General features: G+C 66.5%; 13 protein-coding genes and 1 tRNA gene. 10 read left to right on the top strand and 4 right to left on the bottom strand.

The features are described 5' to 3' along the window. Positions 1-4: 4 nt before the first annotated feature. The 3 genes from J2X42_RS19260 to J2X42_RS19250 are packed head-to-tail and all read right to left on the bottom strand — an operon-like array spanning position 5 to position 5113. Positions 5-2494, bottom strand: a complete 2490-nt coding sequence (locus tag J2X42_RS19260) for a DUF3488 and transglutaminase-like domain-containing protein (protein ID WP_310167493.1) — start codon at positions 2492-2494, stop codon at positions 5-7. Next, complete coding sequence (locus J2X42_RS19255) at positions 2491-3972, bottom strand: DUF58 domain-containing protein (protein ID WP_310167492.1); 1482 nt, start codon at positions 3970-3972, stop codon at positions 2491-2493. The genes J2X42_RS19260 and J2X42_RS19255 overlap by 4 nt, the downstream gene beginning before the upstream one ends. Before the next feature lie 10 nt (positions 3973-3982). Then, positions 3983-5113, bottom strand: coding sequence for a MoxR family ATPase (locus tag J2X42_RS19250; protein WP_310167491.1), 1131 nt, complete (start codon positions 5111-5113; stop codon positions 3983-3985). Between the two features lie 164 nt (positions 5114-5277). Between J2X42_RS19250 and J2X42_RS19245 the strand changes: the two genes are divergently transcribed. The 5 genes from J2X42_RS19245 (at position 5278) to J2X42_RS19225 (ending at position 11479) form a co-directional block, all read left to right on the top strand. Next, positions 5278-6183 (top strand): TatD family hydrolase, encoded by a 906-nt coding sequence (locus J2X42_RS19245; RefSeq protein WP_310167490.1) that lies wholly within the window; start codon positions 5278-5280, stop codon positions 6181-6183. 283 nt (positions 6184-6466) lie between these two features. Beyond that, on the top strand, positions 6467-7618 hold the full coding sequence (locus tag J2X42_RS19240; protein ID WP_310167488.1) for a transglycosylase family protein: 1152 nt from the start codon (positions 6467-6469) through the stop codon (positions 7616-7618). A 165-nt stretch (positions 7619-7783) separates the two neighbouring features. Beyond that, a complete protein-coding gene (rsmA, locus tag J2X42_RS19235; protein WP_310167487.1) occupies positions 7784-8656 on the top strand; it encodes a 16S rRNA (adenine(1518)-N(6)/adenine(1519)-N(6))-dimethyltransferase RsmA in 873 nt (290 codons plus the stop codon). Continuing rightward, on the top strand, positions 8653-9615 hold the full coding sequence (locus J2X42_RS19230; protein WP_310167486.1) for a 4-(cytidine 5'-diphospho)-2-C-methyl-D-erythritol kinase: 963 nt from the start codon (positions 8653-8655) through the stop codon (positions 9613-9615). The genes rsmA and J2X42_RS19230 overlap by 4 nt, the downstream gene beginning before the upstream one ends. A 37-nt stretch (positions 9616-9652) precedes the next feature. Continuing rightward, entirely contained in the window at positions 9653-11479 is a 1827-nt protein-coding gene (locus J2X42_RS19225; protein ID WP_310167485.1) for an ABC-F family ATP-binding cassette domain-containing protein, read from the top strand. 462 nt (positions 11480-11941) lie between these two features. Here the strand turns inward: J2X42_RS19225 and J2X42_RS19220 are convergent, their stop codons facing one another. Continuing rightward, positions 11942-12568: a TetR/AcrR family transcriptional regulator gene (locus tag J2X42_RS19220; protein WP_310167484.1), complete on the bottom strand. Its 627-nt coding sequence runs from the start codon at positions 12566-12568 to the stop codon at positions 11942-11944. A 124-nt stretch (positions 12569-12692) separates the two neighbouring features. Between J2X42_RS19220 and J2X42_RS19215 the strand changes: the two genes are divergently transcribed. The 5 genes from J2X42_RS19215 (at position 12693) to pth (ending at position 16883) form a co-directional block, all read left to right on the top strand. Further along, positions 12693-12764: transfer RNA gene (locus J2X42_RS19215), tRNA-Gln, on the top strand. 124 nt (positions 12765-12888) lie between these two features. Then, a complete protein-coding gene (gene glmU, locus J2X42_RS19210; RefSeq protein ID WP_310167483.1) occupies positions 12889-14370 on the top strand; it encodes a bifunctional UDP-N-acetylglucosamine diphosphorylase/glucosamine-1-phosphate N-acetyltransferase GlmU in 1482 nt (493 codons plus the stop codon). Continuing rightward, positions 14370-15350 (top strand): ribose-phosphate diphosphokinase, encoded by a 981-nt coding sequence (locus tag J2X42_RS19205; RefSeq protein ID WP_131132642.1) that lies wholly within the window; start codon positions 14370-14372, stop codon positions 15348-15350. The genes glmU and J2X42_RS19205 overlap by 1 nt, the downstream gene beginning before the upstream one ends. A 272-nt stretch (positions 15351-15622) precedes the next feature. Then, positions 15623-16216: a 50S ribosomal protein L25/general stress protein Ctc gene (locus tag J2X42_RS19200; protein WP_310167481.1), complete on the top strand. Its 594-nt coding sequence runs from the start codon at positions 15623-15625 to the stop codon at positions 16214-16216. Positions 16217-16292: 76 nt separating this feature from the next. Continuing rightward, the gene (gene pth, locus J2X42_RS19195) at positions 16293-16883 is read left to right on the top strand and encodes an aminoacyl-tRNA hydrolase (protein ID WP_310167480.1); all 591 of its coding nucleotides are present in this window, start codon (positions 16293-16295) and stop codon (positions 16881-16883) included. Positions 16884-16947 lie beyond the last annotated feature (64 nt).

Here is a 16947-nt window from a genome sequence, read left to right as displayed (position 1 = left end):
GAAGCTAGCCTTCGCTCGGACGCCGCAGGCCGTCGCGCACTCGTGACCACGAGTGGGCGGCGGCCTTTGCCGTCCCCCTGGCCACCCTGCCGATAAGCCGGAACGGCGCCGTCAGCATCCGTCCCCAGCGGCCAAGGACCGACGGCGGAAGCCAGTCAGCGCGCAGCCGGCGGATACGGGTGACGTTGGCCCGCATCGATCCCTGGAGGGCAGAAATCCGGGCAGCTGCAGGTTCCGCGCTGCCCGGACCGGGGGAACCGGCTGCTGGCGGGCCGTAGGCGTGCCGTTCGAAGTCGGCCGTGAGGGAGATGACAGCCTGGTGTGCGGCGTCGTCCATTCCGCCTGGTTCACCGAGCAGATGCGAGCCGCGGATCCGGGCGGAATACGTCCTGGGCGTCTCAGCCGGTCCCGGCGGCAAGCCATAGTCCGTGCCGAGATCGCGGAGCTCGGACCACGCCAAGGGAACGGCTGCCGGGGACGGCGGATCGGTGCTGCGCAGCCTGCGGGCGCGGACACCCAGCCGTACCAGCCGCGGCGAAGAGGCCAGCAGGAGCAACAGCGCTGATCCTGCCAGGCCCAGCAGCCATGGCAGGACCTGCGACCCTGCGTCGCTCCCCGGGCCGGCGCCGGGCAGCGGCAGCGGCGCGGCGCTGGGCTGCGGGGTGGCCAGCGGGTTGCCGGAAGGTACGAGGTCGGAGTTGTTGTCCAGGGAACCGGGCGAGCCGGGTACCGAGCTTTCGGTGGCATACTCGGGGACCACCCCCCGCGAGGGCGTCGGCTCAAACGGCACCCACCCGAGCCCCTGGAAGTAGAGTTCGGGCCACGCATGGGCATCCCTGGCGTCCACTTCGTACTCTGGCAGGGCACCCTGCCCTGCCACGGTCACCGTGGCCCCGGTCAGCCGTCCGGGGGCGTAGCCGACGGCGATCCGGCTGGGAATGCCTTCAAGCCTGGCCATGACGGCCATCGCCGAGGCGTAGTGGATGCAGTATCCGCTTTTTTGGGCGAGGAAGTCGGCCAGGACGGACAGTCCGTTGCCGTCATAGCCGCCCTGGACCGGGGACTGAAGGGAATACGTGAACTCTGCCGACCGCAGGTATTTCTGGATGGCCATGGCCTTTGCATACGCCGTGCCGCTCGATCCCGTGACGGTATCCGCAGTGGTCCTGACAATGTCAGGAACGTTGCCGGGGACGCGGGTGAAATCGTCCGCTATTCCCTGCACGGCGGCTGACGAGCGGTCGAGCAGGCTCGCCGTCAGCCGGGGCACGGACGAGACCACAATATATTCCTGGCTCCGCGAGTTGGTGTCCGCTCCCTTAACGCTCAGGGTGGCGGGGTCCCAGGTCCAGCGCCCCGCCAGGCCCCGGATCGACTCGGGAGCGTAGGGAACAGGGAGGTAAGGGCTGGTGAAGGAGCCAGCGTCCACCGCGGTGACCTGGCGAAGCTGCTCGTCGGCGAGGACCTCGTAGCCGGTCTCGATGGGTCCGGCCACCGGCCGCCGCGATGCTTCGCGGTCGTCGGGTCCCCAGGAGTCGCCGTCGAAATTGTCCACCGTGACGGACCGCAGGTAAATCGGGGCGGCGGCGTTGGTGGCGTAGGTGATCCGTCCGGTGCCGGCGGGCGTGCGGAGGCTGTTTCCGAGGGTAATCATGGGATTCAGCCCGGTTGAGGTGCCCCAAGGGTTCACGCGCGAACCCTGCGGAAACGTTCCCTGGTCGAAGCCGGGGATGGCGAGCGGGATGATCAGCGTGGCCACCAGGGCAACGGATCCGGTGAGTGCGGCGCGCTTCATCTGCCCTGGGTTGCGGGCGGTATCGGCCGGCGTACGCGCGTCCGGCGCGAACCACTGGCTGCACGCCAGAATCAGCAGGTAGCCGGCCACCGTGGCGATGAACCCCCACATGCCCACGCTTTGCGGCTTCACCATGGCCGGGACGATGAGGATGGCCACGAGCCCCAGGCCGGTGGTGGCAGGCATGGCCAAGGGCAACGCCAGAGCATCGATGAGGATGACCGTCAGGCCCAGGACGGCGCAGGTCACCATCACAATGCCGGCGTTGGGGGCGACCGGCGCGCTTTCGGCGAGGACTGTCTCGCTGGCCCTGCGGATGAACCTGTCCAGCTCCTTCATGGTGGCGCCCGACGGGATGAGCCCGGCCAGGCCTGAGCCGCGGAAGAACGTCAGCGTCAGGATCGCCACCAGGGAAGCGAAGCCACCTGCGGTGACAACGAGGGGGTGCGCCCGCAAGGCCCGGAGTCCGGCCATGGTCAGGCAGACCACAAAAACCGTGGTCAATACGGGCAGGTACCACGCCCACCCCCGCAGGACACCGTTAAGTGAAAGCGCCGCACCGCACACCGACAGCCCCACGGCTCCAGCCATGACCCATGGGTAGGCGCCAACCCGGGCCTTGCCGGGCTGCTTGCCGGAAACCGTGACGTCGGAAGGCTTCGCGGCGGCGGAGGTGTGCTTTTCCGGGGCGAGTGTCACCGTGCCACCCCCGCACCACGCCGGACATCAGCCGCAGCGGCATCCAGGGCTGCTCCGCCCTGGTCGAAGTGGCTCCAGGCGGCAGGCACCGGAACCGACGGGGATACCGCCGCCGCACGCCACCCCCCGCGCCGGAGCGCTTCAAGTTCGTCGTGGAAATCCGATGGCCTCTCCGCGACGATGATGGCGAAGGAATTAGCTCCATAACCCGCCGCCGGGGCCAGGGCGGTGGCTTCCGCCAGCGACAACCTTCCCAACACCGCGATGATCGGCCCCCGCATCCGGTGCGCCGAAAGCTTGTCCATGAGGAGGTCATCAAAAAGTGCGGGACCGGAATCCTGTCCACCGGCATGATCACGCGCCGCGCCGGAGGAGTCCCTGCGGACCGGGCCCGTGTGGACCGGGCTCCGGGGGGCGGCTTCCTTGTGGCCGTGATGGCCGTGATGCGGACCGGAGAGCTGGATGGCTGCCAGGCTCTCGGCGATGGACTGCAGCCCGCCGGTGCCCAGGTACTCCTCGGCATGAGGTTCAGGCGCTGAGGGGGAACGCAGGAAGGCCGGTTCGCCGGCGGCGTCGAGCAGTCGCAGCGCATAATTCCGCTCGGCAAGATGCGCGCTGATGGAGATGGCCGCCACCACCGCCCACTCGAAGGTGTCGCTGGTGACCATCTCGTGGCCTTCCATGGCCGCATTTCCGCCAAAGCCCGTCCCAGGACCTCCTGCGAAGGCGGCGAACCGCTGGTCAAGGATGATGGTGGCCTCGGGGGTGGTGACGGACTCCTCCTGCCTGACCATCAGTGCACCGTGCCGGGCAGTCGCTGCCCAATGGACACGCCGCATCGGGTCGCCGTGCCGGTATTCGCGGGTCATCACATCGTCGTCGCTGGGGTTGGCCCTGATCCGGGTGGCAGTGACGCCGTCGCTCCCGCGCGCCCCTGCGAGCCCGGTGACCGGGAGCTCGACGGCGGCGGGCGTCACCGTGAGCGTCTCGCCGTCGTCGATTGCCTGCCGGTGCAGGGACAACCCGAACGGGTCGGTGAACTCGGCGGTCACCGGCCCGATGAGAAACTGGCCGCGCTGGCTGGAACGCAGGTGGTATTCGTACCGGCTGGTGCCGCCGGTTGCCGAGCGGGCGGGGAAGCGGAATGCGGGAGATTCCCCAAACCGCGGGGGCAGCCGTTCCTCCATAATCGCCCGTCCGGTGACCGGTCCGGTCCGTGCCACAGCCAGCCTGACTGTCGTGGCGGCCGAGGTCTCCACAGGGGATGGATTGAACTCCCGGTAGACCTGGAACTTTGGTTTGACCAGCCGGATCCCTGCCAGCGAGATCAGGGGAAGCACAATCAGCAGGATGCTGAGGCTGAGGAGATCGCGGCGGCCCATGATCTGCGCAGCCAACAGTGACACAGCGCCGGCCGCGAGGAGGCCCCAGCCGCGCTGGCTGAAAAGGTGGCGGGGGAGCCGGTCCAGCAGTGCCATGGGGCTGTGCCTAGTGGTTCCTGCGGAGCCCGGAGCCCGGTGGAGCCTTGGCCGCTGGCCGGGCTGCGGACCGTGCCGGGGCATCCGCCAGGTCCTGGCCCACCGGCAACCTGTTCAGGATCCCGCGGATGACGCTGTGCGGTGTTTCGCCGGCGCTGGCGGCCTTGCGGTCCAGGATGATCCGGTGCGCCAACACGGATTCAGCCACGTTGACTACGTCGTCGGGAAGCACAAAATCACGTCCGTCCAGGGCCGCGGTGGCCTTGGCAGCCCGGAGCAGCTGCAACATCGAGCGAGGACTGGCCCCCAGCCGGAGCAGGGGGCTCTCGCGGGTTGCCCTGCCCACGGACACGGTGTACTCCTTGACGGCCTGGGACACGTAGACCTGCTGGACGGAGGCGATCATTGCCGCGACGTCCGCTGTCGTGACCACGGCGGAGACCTTGGCCAGCGGCGAGGTCGCCTGGTGGGTTTCCAGCATCTCGATCTCGGAGTCCTTGTCCGGATAACCCATGGAGATGCGTGCCATAAAGCGGTCCCGCTGCGCTTCCGGCAGGGGATAGGTCCCCTCCATCTCGATCGGATTCTGGGTAGCCACCACCATAAACGGCTCGTCGAGTTTGTAGGAGTGTCCGTCCACCGTGACCTGGTGCTCCTCCATGCATTCCAGGAGGGCGGATTGGGTCTTGGCCGAGGCACGGTTGATTTCATCGCCGATCACGATGTTGGCAAACACGGCGCCCGGGCGGAACTCGAACAGCCGGGACGACTGGTTGTAGATGGACACGCCGGTGACATCGGACGGCAAGAGGTCAGGGGTGAACTGAATCCGGCTAACCGTGCAGTCGATGGTCCTGGCCAGGGTCTTGGCGAGGAGGGTCTTGCCAACGCCGGGCACGTCTTCGAGCAGGAGGTGGCCCTGGGCCAGCAGGACGGTCAGGGCCAGTTTCGCGGCCTCCGACTTGCCGTCGATCACGGTGTTGACTTCATCCAGGATGCGCTGGCTTGCAGAGTGGAAAGCGGCCGCGTCCATCGCCTGGGCCTTGTGGCCGTTCAGCTGCGTGACCGGTTCCGCAATCCCTGCGAAGTTCCGGCCCGCGGGGTCGATCTCATTGACGGCCGTGCGTCGGTGGGAGTCCATCGGCAACCTTTCAGCCCGGGTATCGACTGGGACGGGACAGCAAGCCTGCCTTCGCCCGTCGGTGGGCGTTCGCATCTGTTGGTAACAGACTACTAACAGAACTGCCGTGCCTGACAGAGAGTTCCCGTAATTCTCGATGCATCGCCCGCGGCTAGGCTAGAGGGATGTGCAATTCGCTGATTCCTGCCGCTTACCGTGCCGCCGGACCGGACGGTTCGCCCGCGGCAGGCGCCGCGGGCCGGCGGGATTTTCCGCCGGCGCCGGAGCCGCTGCCGGCACCGGTCATGGACAACCACACGCACCTTGATTTTCCCGACGGCGCCGGGCCGGTAGGGGTCGCTGCGGCCCTGGATGCCGCGCAGGCAGTCGGAGTCCAGGGTGCGGTCCAGGTGGGCTGCGACCTCGAATCCTCGCGTTTCACCGTGCAGGCAGTGGATCTGGACAGCAGGCTCCTGGGGGCGGTGGCACTGCACCCCAATGACGCACCGGACTACGCAGCCCGCGGCGAGCTGGAGGACGCGCTGGCGGAGATTGAGCGCCTGGCCGCGCATCCCCGGATCCGGGCCATCGGCGAAACCGGGCTGGACTTCTTCCGCACCGAGGGCGAGGGCCTGGTGCATCAGCGCTACTCGTTCAGGCGGCACATCGACATCGCCAAGCGTCTTGACCTCACCCTCCAGATCCATGACCGTGACGCCCACGACGACGTGGTGCAGGTCCTGCGCGAGGAGGGAGCCCCGGAGCGCGTGGTGTTCCACTGCTTCTCCGGCGATGAGGAGCTCGCGCGCATCTGCAACACGGAGGGCTGGAACATGTCCTTCGCGGGCACACTGACGTTCAAGAACGCGCACAACCTCCGGGCGGCGCTCGCCGTCGCGGAACCCGAACTGGTGCTGGTGGAAACGGACGCGCCCTTCCTCACGCCGCACCCGCACCGGGGCCGGGCCAATGCCAGCTACATGGTGCCGTACACCGTCCGTGCCATGGCTGATTTGACAGGAATCGACCTCTCCCGGCTCTGCCAGCAAATCAGCGAAAATACCGTGCGGGCATACGGATCCTGGGACTGAAACCACACCGGGAAGAATTCCGATAATAAATACCAGGTATGCAAAATTCTTGGCCGCTTTATAACGCTACGGTTACAGTGGGTAACTATTAGCCGGGGTCGGGGAAGGCCTTCGGATAATTTCACTTCATCCGCAGCAGGATCATGAACGGCTTTGATGCCGCATGAGTGCCAAGTGGAGTGTGGCGGCGCAAAGGTGCCCGGAGCTGACCTCAGGGGTTCTGCGCCGGGTGTTTTACTGCGTTTTTCCCCGTGCCCGGACGGTCCTAAAGTTACGGGCAAACGTGGTCAAGCTTTTCACATCTGACGGCAAGTTCAGTTTCGTCAAGGTTGGTACCCAGCTGCTGGTGCTCTGCGCACTCGTCGTCGGGCTCGTGGCCTTTGTCGGGAATAACAAAACAATCACGCTCAACGTCGACGGCAAAGTGACTTCAGTCCAGACCTTCGGCGGCACAGTAGGCCAGGTTGTCAAAAGCGCAAAGCTGGACCTGAAGCCCGCAGACCGCGTATCCCCGTCAGCCGACGCGACCGTGGAAAATGGCACCGTTATCAATGTGAACATGGCCAAAGCCGTGAAAGTCAGCCTGGACGGTTCTGAGAAGACCGTCAGCACCACCGCCCCGGATGTCGCCGGGCTGGTGACCGAGCTCGGCGTGGCCAGTTCGTCGTCCGTTTCCGTCCCGAAGGACGCCCAGTTGGCGGTGGATGGATCATTCGTTTCCATCACCACCCCCAAGAACGTCAGCATCGTCGCCGACGGCAAAGTCACCACGGCAACCACCACCGCATCCACGGTGGAGGCTGTCCTGGCGGACGCCGGCGTGACCCTTGGTGTCAACGACCGGGCCTCACAGCCCGGCAATGCCCTGGTAGTCAACAACATGGTGGTCAAGGTTTCCCGGGTGGACACCGGCCAGACGGCGGCCACCACGGAAGACGTAGCGTTCGAGACCATGACCTCCGAAAGCGCGGACCTGTTCAAGGGTGAGAAAAAAGTAACCCAGGCCGGGGCTGCCGGAAAGGTCGAGCGCACGTTCAAGCTCGTGCTGGTTGACGGCCGCGAAGCATCACGCACCCTGGTTTCCGAGACCGTTTCCGTCCAGCCCGTGACTGAGCAGGTCACGGTAGGCACCAAGGCAAAGCCCGCAGCCACGGCCGGCACCAACACTGGTGCAGCAGCGCCGGCCATGATGAACGAAGCCATGTGGGACAAGATCGCCCAGTGCGAATCGGGCGGCAACTGGTCCATCAACTCAGGCAACGGCTACTACGGTGGCCTCCAGTTCGACATCCGGACGTGGATCGGCTCGGGCGGCGGCGCCTACGCCCCGAACGCCAGCCTGGCCACCAAGGCCCAGCAGATCGACATCGCGAACCGCGTTTACGCACAGCGCGGCCTCCAGCCCTGGGGCTGCGGCTGGGCGGCCTCCAGCTAGGACCATCGCCCACCCCGCATCGCGGGCAAGCCTGCAGCGGCAGCTGACCACAGCCGCAGGGCATAGGGCAAGCAGGCACGTGCAGCGGCCGGACCCGGATTCCCGGGGCCGGCCGCTTCCGTTAACTCCGCGTGGCATCCGCACGTGCCGGGATAGGATACCTAGGTGACTGAACCGAGCCCCGCCGCGCCCGCACCCCTCTTCGGTGCCTCCGATATACGCCGGCTGGCGGAAGAGATCGGAATCCGGCCCACCAAGACCCTTGGACAGAACTTTGTCATCGACGGCAATACCATCCGCAGGATCGTATCTGCCGCCAACATCGGCCCCGAGGAGACAGTCCTGGAAGTCGGTCCCGGCCTTGGCTCGCTGACGCTCGGGCTGCTGGACGCCGCTAAGTCAGTGGTCGCCGTCGAAATCGATCCGGTCCTGGCCGCGAAGCTGCCCCAGACGGTCAACGAGTGGCGGCCCGGTGCTGCCGATGACTTCTACCTGGTCCAGGCCGACGCGATGAAGGTGACCGCGCTGCCGGTTGAACCAACGGCCATCGTGGCCAACCTTCCCTATAACGTGGCCGTGCCCGTGGTCCTCCACCTCCTGCAGCACTTCCCGAGCCTTCAGCACGGCCTGGTGATGGTGCAGGACGAGGTGGCCGACAGGCTGGCAGCCGGGCCCGGATCCAAGACCTACGGCGTGCCGTCGGTCAAGGCGGCCTGGTACAGCAGCATGCGCAAAGCCGGGGTGATCGGCATGAACGTCTTCTGGCCCGCGCCCAAGATCCATTCCGGGCTCGTGGCGTTCACGCGCAGGGAGCCGCCTGTCACCACTGCCACCCGCGAACAGGTCTTCGCCGTCATCGACGCAGCATTCGCGCAGCGCCGGAAGACACTGCGGGCCGCCCTCGCCGGCTGGGCAGGCGGCGCCGCCGAGGCTGAACGTTGCCTCGTGGCAGCCGGCGTGGATCCCACGGCCCGCGGCGAGGTCATCGACATCGTGGCTTTCGCCCGGATCGCCGAAGCCCGCGAGGCCACCGCGTGACTACGAGGGCAGGCCGGTTCGCCGCCCGGACCGTCCGGGTCAAGGCCCCGGGCAAGGTCAACGTCTCCCTGGATGTAGGCCCGCTCCGGCCGGATGGCTACCACTCGGTGGCCAGCGTGTACCTGGCGGTGTCGCTCTACGAGGAAGTCGCTGCCACAAGCACGGAAACCCCCGGCATCACGGTCAGCATCAGCCCGGACAGCACCCTTGACCTCGACGGCGTGGACATCCCGCTGGACGGTAACAACCTCGCGTACAAAGCCGCGGCCATCATGGCGGACGTCTCCGAGCACGCCACCGGGGTCCACCTCGAAATCACCAAGCGGGTTCCCGTGGCCGGCGGCATGGGTGGCGGCTCCGCGGACGCCGCCGCCACGCTGCTGGCCTGCGACGCACTGTGGAACAGTGGACTGTCCCGGGAGGAGCTGGCGCACCTGGCGGCGGAGCTGGGAGCCGATGTGCCGTTCTCCCTCCTCGGCGGGACAGCCGTAGGGCTGGGACTGGGCGACGAACTGTCGCCGGCACTGGCCAAGGCGCAGACCGACTGGGTCCTGGTGGCGGCCGACTATGGGCTGTCCACCCCCGAGGTCTACCGCACCCTGGACCGGCTCCGCGATGCCGAGGGCCTGGTCGCAGCCGAGCCTGCCGGGGTCGATCCCAAGATCCTGCAGGCACTGCGGAGCGGAGACGCCGAAGCGTTGAGCAGGGTCCTGGTCAACGACCTCCAGCGTGCCTCCATCGAACTGGCTCCGGACCTCCGCAGCACGCTGGGGATGGGCGAATCACTTGGCGCCATCGCCGGCATCGTCTCAGGCTCAGGGCCCACGGTGGCACTGCTGGCGCACAGCCCGACGGCGGCCGAAAGCCTCGCCGAGGACCTGCTGCACCATGGGCTGACAGCCTGGGCTGTGCACGGGCCAGTGCCCGGTGCCCGCATCATCTCCGATACCCTCCTTTAAGAGCCCCTTTCGTATTCAGCAGTAGAAAGCAGTCCCCTTGGCACACCTTCTTGGCGGCGAAAACCTCACGGTTTCGTACGCGACGCGCACCGTCCTTGACGGCATCACCCTCGGACTGGAAGAGGGCGACCGGATCGGCATGGTGGGCCGGAACGGTGACGGCAAATCCACACTGATGCGGCTGCTGGCCATGCGCTCCACCCCGGATTCCGGCCGGGTGACCAAGCGCAGCGAAGTCAACATCGGCTACCTGGACCAGAGCGACGTGCTCGACGGCGACCTCACGGTCGGTGCCGCCATCGTCGGGGACCAGGCCGACTACGAATGGGCCCGGAACCCGCAGATCCGCGAGGTCATGGGCGGGCTGGTGTCCGACGTCGACTGGCACGCCAACGTCCACGCCCTCTCCGGCGGGCAAAAGCGCCGCGTTGCCCTTGCGAAGCTCCTCATCGAAGACCACGACGTCATCATGCTCGACGAGCCCACCAACCACCTCGACGTCGAAGGCGTCGCGTGGCTGTCCCGGCACCTGAAGACCCGCTGGCGGGCCAACCAGGGCGCCTTCCTTGTGGTCACCCACGACCGCTGGTTCCTCGACGAAGTCTGCACCAAGACCTGGGAAATCCACGACGGCATCATGGACCCGTTCGACGGCGGCTATGCGGCATACGTCCTGGCCCGGGCCGAACGTGACCGCTCCGCCACCGTGATGGAAAGCAAGCGCCAGCAGCTGGTGAAGAAGGAGCTGGCATGGCTGCGCCGCGGCGCCCCTGCCCGCACCGCCAAGCCCAAGTTCCGGATCGAGGCAGCCAACGCGCTGATCGCCGACGTCCCGGAGCCGCGCGACTCGACGGCATTGAGCAAGATGGCCACGGCGCGCCTCGGCAAGGATGTACTGGACCTTGAGCACGTCTCGCTGGACTTCCTCGGCGGTGACGAAGGGCAGAAACTCTTCGACAACATCACGCTGCGGCTTGCACCGGGTGAGCGGCTGGGCCTGGTAGGCGTCAACGGCGCCGGCAAGACCACCTTGCTGAAGCTCCTCAACGGCGAGATAGAGCCCAGCTCCGGGAAGGTCAAGCGCGGCAAGACCGTTGTCACCGCCGTGCTGACCCAGGAGGTCAAAGAGCTCGACGATGTCAAGGACCTCCGCGTCATCGAAGTGATCGAGCGCGAGAAGCGGTCCTTCAATGTCGGCGGCAAGGAGTTCACCGCCGGCCAGCTCGTCGAGCAGCTTGGCTTCACCAACGAAAAGCAGTGGACCCCCGTGAAGGACCTTTCCGGCGGTGAGCGCAGGCGCCTCCAACTCCTGCGCCTGCTGGTGGGGGAGCCGAACGTGCTGATGCTCGACGAGCCCACGAACGACCTCGACACCGACACCCTCGCAGCCGTCGAGGATGTCCTCGACGGCTGGCCGGGAACCCTCGTTGTAGTCAGCCACGACCGCTACCTGCTGGAGCGCGTGACCGACCACCAGATGGCGCTTCTGGGCGACGGCAAGATCCGCGCCCTGCCGCGCGGGGTGGACCAGTACCTGGAACTCCGCGAATCCGCCCTGGCCGGCTCCACCATCACCGGCGGCGGCAATCCCGTCACCGGTCCGAGCGGCAGCTCCGCTCCCGCAGCGTCCGGAGCTTCCGAAGCCGAAAAGCGCGACGCCCGCAAGGCCAAGAACCGCATCGAGCGCCAGCTGGGCAAACTCGGACAGCAGGAAAAGAAGCTCCACGACCAGATGGTCAAAAGTACCAACGACAACGACTTCGACGCGCTGGCCGACCAGAACAAAAAACTCAAGGACCTCGCCGGGGAACGCGAAGCGTTGGAACTCGAATGGCTCGAAGCCCTGGAAGTCCTCGGCGAGTAGCCTTCTTGGTCGGCTATGGCCGGTTTCGGGTCGCCTTGGGTGCCGGAGCCGGCCCTTCCGCGTCGCTTAGACACGGCACATAGGGAGCGCTCCGGTCGCTGGGCGACCTCCGCGCTCCGATGTGCCGCGATGCGCTCCTTTCGGAAGGACCGCCTCCGGCGAGCGGACCTTACCTTCCGGCCGTGAACAGCAGGCAGCCCGCGCGGAACGTTCCGCAGGGGTACTCGTAAAGGGCGCACCCGATGGACGTGTCAGCAAGGTGCCGCGGTGAACGTCGCGCTGGCGGGCGCCGAACGGAACGCTGGGCAATAGCGGGGCAGGGGGCCTTCGCGTAGTCGCGCATCGCGGCGCATCGGGTTCCGGAGGTCGCCCAGCGACCGCAGGGACCCATTTGCGTCGTGTCTAAGCGACGGCGAAGGGCCACTGCGCTGCGAAGGTGACCACATGGACGGTAGACGTGGACTACCCCTCGCTCGTCAGTTCCGGGTCCTTTTTTAGGCCCGTGAGGCCGTTCCAGGCGAGGTTTACCAGGTGCGCCGCTACGGTGTGCTTGTCGGGTTGGCGGCTGTCCTGCCACCATTGGCCGGTCATGGCCACCATGCCCACGAGCATCTGGGCGTACATGGCGCCGTCCTCGGCGCTGAAGCCGCGGCGGTCGAATTCGTCGGAGAGGATGTGTTCCACGCGGGCGGTCACGTGGGAGAGCAGGGTGGAAAAGGCGCCTTCCGGCTGCGACGGCGGGGCGTCCCGCATCAGGATGCGGAAGCCGTCGGTGCGGTCCTCGATGTAGGTCAGCAGGGCCAGGGCGGCGCGCTCCACCAGGATGCGCGGCTTGGCTTCTTCGGTGAGGGCGGTGTTGATCGAGTCAAGCAGGATGCGGAACTCGAAGTCCACCACCTGGGTGTACAGGCCCTCCTTGGAACCGAAGTGCTCGTAGATGACCGGCTTGGAAACGCCGGCGCAGGCGGCGATTTCCTCAATGGTGGTCCCGTCGAGCCCGCGGATGGCGAAGAGGCCCCGGCCCACCTCGATCAGCTGGCTGCGCCGCTGCAGGCCTGTCATCCGTGTCCGGGGAGGGTTGTTGCTCACATTTCCATCATGCCCTACCGGCAGGAAGCCCCCTGATGCGGGCAGATTCCGGCTGATGTCGCATCGGGCCCCGAACCCATGGCAAAATAAATACTTGTGCCCGGGCCTTGTGCCGGCGGCATGGTCCGCCCTGGTGTAATGGCAGCACCCCGGCCTTTGGAGCCGTGGAGTATAGGTTCGAATCCTATGGGCGGAACTGCTGTGCGATGACCGTCCAGTAGGATGAACTCGGTGCCGCACCAGGCCGCTGGCCCGGCCGGCATCGCGCCCAGCGCACGGCGCACCCAAGCACCGCGCCAACAAGCAAGGAGAGCCCGTACGTGATCCCCGAGACTACCGGTCCAGCCGCCGTCATAGTTCTGGCAGCAGGCGCCGGTACCCGGATGAAATCCCGTACCCCCAAGATCCTTCACGAAATCGGCGGCCTCTCCATGGTGGGGCACGCCCTGCTGGCGGCCCGCAGCATCCACCCACGGCAGTTGGCCCTGGTGGTCCGGCACGAACGTGACCTTGTGGCCAAACACCTGGTGGAACTGGACCCCGACGCCGTCATCGTTGACCAGGACGAGATCCCGGGCACCGGCCGCGCCGTGGAAGTCGCGCTCCAGGCCCTGGACGCACACCAGGAACTGGCCGGGACCGTCGTCGTCACCTATGGCGATGTGCCGCTGCTGACCGGCACCCTGCTCGCCGAACTCGTAGCCACCCACGAGCGTGAAGCCAACGCAGTGACCGTCCTGACAGCCGTGCTGGCGGACGCCACCGGCTACGGCCGGATCCTCCGCGGGGACGACGGAACCGTCACCGGCATCCGCGAACACAAGGACGCCACCGACGCCGAGCGCCTCATCCGCGAAGTTAACTCCGGCATCTACGCCTTCGACGCCGCCGTCCTGCGTGACGCGCTGGTCCACGTCACCACCGACAACTCCCAGGGTGAGAAGTACCTCACCGACGTGCTGGGCCTGGCCCGGCAGGCGGGCGGCCGGGTTGCCGCCGTCGTCACCGAGGACCGCTGGCAGGTGGAGGGCGCCAACGACCGTGTCCAGTTGTCCGCGCTGGGGGCGGAACTCAACCGCCGGACCGTTGAAGCCTGGATGCGGGCGGGTGTCACCGTGGTTGATCCGGCCACCACCTGGATCGATTCCACGGTCACGTTGGATGAGGACGTCCGGATCCTCCCCAACACGCAGCTGCACGGCGACACCACTGTGGCCCGGGACGCCGTCGTCGGCCCGGACACCACACTGACCGACGTCCGCATCGGCGCGGGGGCGAAAGTGACCCGGACCCACGGTTCGGGTGCCGTCATCGGCGCGGATGCCGCCGTCGGGCCTTTCACGTACCTCCGCCCCGGCACCGTCCTTGGCGAGACCGGGAAGATCGGCGCGTTTTACGAAACCAAGAACGTCACGATCGGCCGCGGCTCCAAACTCTCCCACCTGGGATACGCCGGTGACGCCGAAATCGGCGAGGACACCAACATCGGGTGCGGAAACATCACCGCCAACTACGACGGCGAGAAGAAGCACCGAACCGTCATCGGATCCGGCGTCCGCACAGGTTCCAACACCGTGTTTGTCGCCCCGGTCACCGTGGGCGACGGCGCCTACAGCGGCGCCGGCGCCGTGATCCGCAAGGACGTTCCGGCCGGTGCGCTGGCAGTGTCACTTGCCGCGCAACGGAACACCGAAGGCTGGGTCCTGGCCAACCGGCCCGGCACGCGCTCCGCCGAACTGGCCCAGGCGGCCACCGCAGATTCCTCAAGTACCCAGGCACCTACAGAAGAGGGCAAGCAATAATGAGCGAAATTACGGCGCGCGGCGAGAAGAAGCTGGTGCTTGCCGCCGGGCGGGCACACCCGGAGCTTGCCCGGGAGATCGCCAAGGAGCTGGGAACAGAACTGCTCCCCATCGACGCATACGACTTCGCCAACGGGGAAATCTACGTCCGCGCCGGCGAGAGCGTCCGGGGCACCGACGCCTTCGTCATCCAGGCGCACCCGGCACCGCTGAACAACCACCTCATGGAACAGCTGATCATGATCGATTCGCTGAAGCGGGCATCCGCCAAGCGAATCACCGTGGTCTCGCCCTTCTACCCCTACTCCCGGCAGGACAAGAAGGGCCGCGGCCGCGAGCCGATTTCCGCCCGCCTGGTGGCCGACCTCTACAAGACGGCCGGCGCCGACCGCATCATGAGCGTTGACCTGCACACCTCGCAGATCCAGGGCTTCTTCGACGGCCCCGTGGACCACCTCATGGCCATCCCGCTGCTGGCCGACTACATCCGCACCCGGGTCGCCGCGGACAACATCACCGTGGTGTCCCCGGACACCGGCCGTGTCCGGGTGGCCGAGCAGTGGGCCGAACGCCTCGGCGGCGCACCGCTGGCGTTCGTGCACAAGAGCCGCGACCTGACGGTTCCTAACCAGGCCGTCTCCAAGACCGTCGTGGGCCAGATCGAAGGCCGCACCTGCGTGCTGATCGACGACATGATCGACACCGGCGGAACAATTTCCGGTGCAGTCCAGGTGCTCAAGAACGCCGGCGCCAAGGATGTCATCATCGCGGCGACGCACGCCGTGTTCTCCGATCCGGCGGCCCGCAGGCTGTCCGAGTCGGGCGCCCGCGAAGTAGTTGTCACGGACACCCTGCCCATCCCCGCCGACAAGCGCTTCCCGCAGCTGACCGTGCTGTCCATCGCACCCCTGATCGCACGCGCCATCCGCGAAGTATTCGACGACGGATCGGTCACCAGCCTCTTCGACGGCAACGCCTGATACCCGGCTGTTGCCCCTGAACGGTGGCGGTAGGGCCTGCGGAAACCGCAGGCTTTACCGCCACCGTTTTCAGTTACCGGCTACGACGCTGGTAAGCTATTCAACGAAACCTTGGCGAGGGAGAGCATCCCGGGAAACCGGCGTGCAGGTCTCCGTTATCGACTGGGTCTGAACCTCCCTTCTTGAAGGGCCGCCCACCGGCCGCCCGGCGTTGAAGGTCGCAACAGACCTCCGCCCTTGCTGAACACCGTTTAGTCTTCAAGGAGAAACACATGTCTGAGCAGAAGCTCGCAGCAGAAGTCCGCACCGAATTCGGCAAGGGCTTTGCCCGCCGCGCCCGCATGGCCGGCCAGATCCCCGCCGTCATTTACGGCCACGGCGCAGAGCCGATCCACATCACCCTGCCGGCCAAGGCCACCACCCTGGCAGTCCGCACCGCCAACGCCCTGCTGTCCCTGGACATCAACGGCGAAGGCCACCTGGCACTCGTCAAGGACGTCCAGAAGGATCCCATCAAGCAGATCATCGAGCACATCGACCTGCTGACGGTCCGCAAGGGCGAGAAGGTCACGGTTGACATCCCGGTCCACGTTGTTGGCGAACTTGCTCCGGGCAACGTCTTCAACCAGGAACTCACCGTCATCTCCCTCGAAGCCGAGGCAACCCACCTGCCCACCGCCGTCGAGGTGAGCATCGAAGGCCGCAGCGCCGGCGAGCACATCCACGCTTCCGACCTCGTCCTGCCGAAGGGCGCCGTCCTGCTGGCCGACGCCGACGCGCTGGTTGTCAACATCTCCGAGGCCACCGAGGTCTCTGACGAAGAAGCTTCCGAAGGCGCTGGAGCTTCCGAGGCTGCAGCCGAGTAACTTCGGACCATAGTTTGGGTGGCCGGATCCCCGCGGGGATCCGGCCACTGCCGTTTTCCCACTTTAGGATTGACGCATGACTGACACGTGGCTGATCGTTGGCCTCGGGAATCCCGGGACCGAATACAAAGGCAACAGGCACAATGTAGGCCAGATGGTCCTGGACGAACTGGCCGGCCGGATCGGCGGCAGCTTCAAGACGCACAAGGCCCGTGCCCAGGTGCTCGAAGGCCGCCTGGGGATCGGTGGCCCCCGCGTTGTGCTGGCCAAGCCCATGAGCTACATGAATGTCTCCGGCGGCCCCGTCGCCGCTTTGGCGAACTTTTACGGCATCGAAGCGGACCACGTGGTGGCCGTGCACGACGAGATCGACATTCCCTTTAATACAGTCAAATTGAAGTCCGGCGGTGGAGAAGGCGGCCACAACGGATTACGCGACATGTCCAAGGCCCTCTCCACCAAGGACTACCTCAGGGTCCGCGTGGGGGTAGGACGGCCGCCGGGCCGGATGGACACGGCCGATTACGTACTCCGCGACTTCGGTACGGCGGAGCGAAAAGAACTGCCCTTCCTGCTGGACGAAGCGGCAGATGCTGTGGACCTGCTGGTCAGGGAAGGCCTGACGGCGGCGCAGCAGAAGTTCCACCCGGCGAAGTCCCCGCTGTAGCAAAAAAAACTTAATCCCCAGTTTGCTGTCTAGTAGTCAGCACCACGGGGTAGTCTTCTTCCTA

This window comes from Arthrobacter sp. BE255, from assembly GCF_031457335.1.
Lineage (GTDB): Bacteria > Actinomycetota > Actinomycetes > Actinomycetales > Micrococcaceae > Arthrobacter.
Note: the sequence above shows the minus strand (reverse complement) of the source record. Positions and strands in the feature narration are given on the sequence as shown.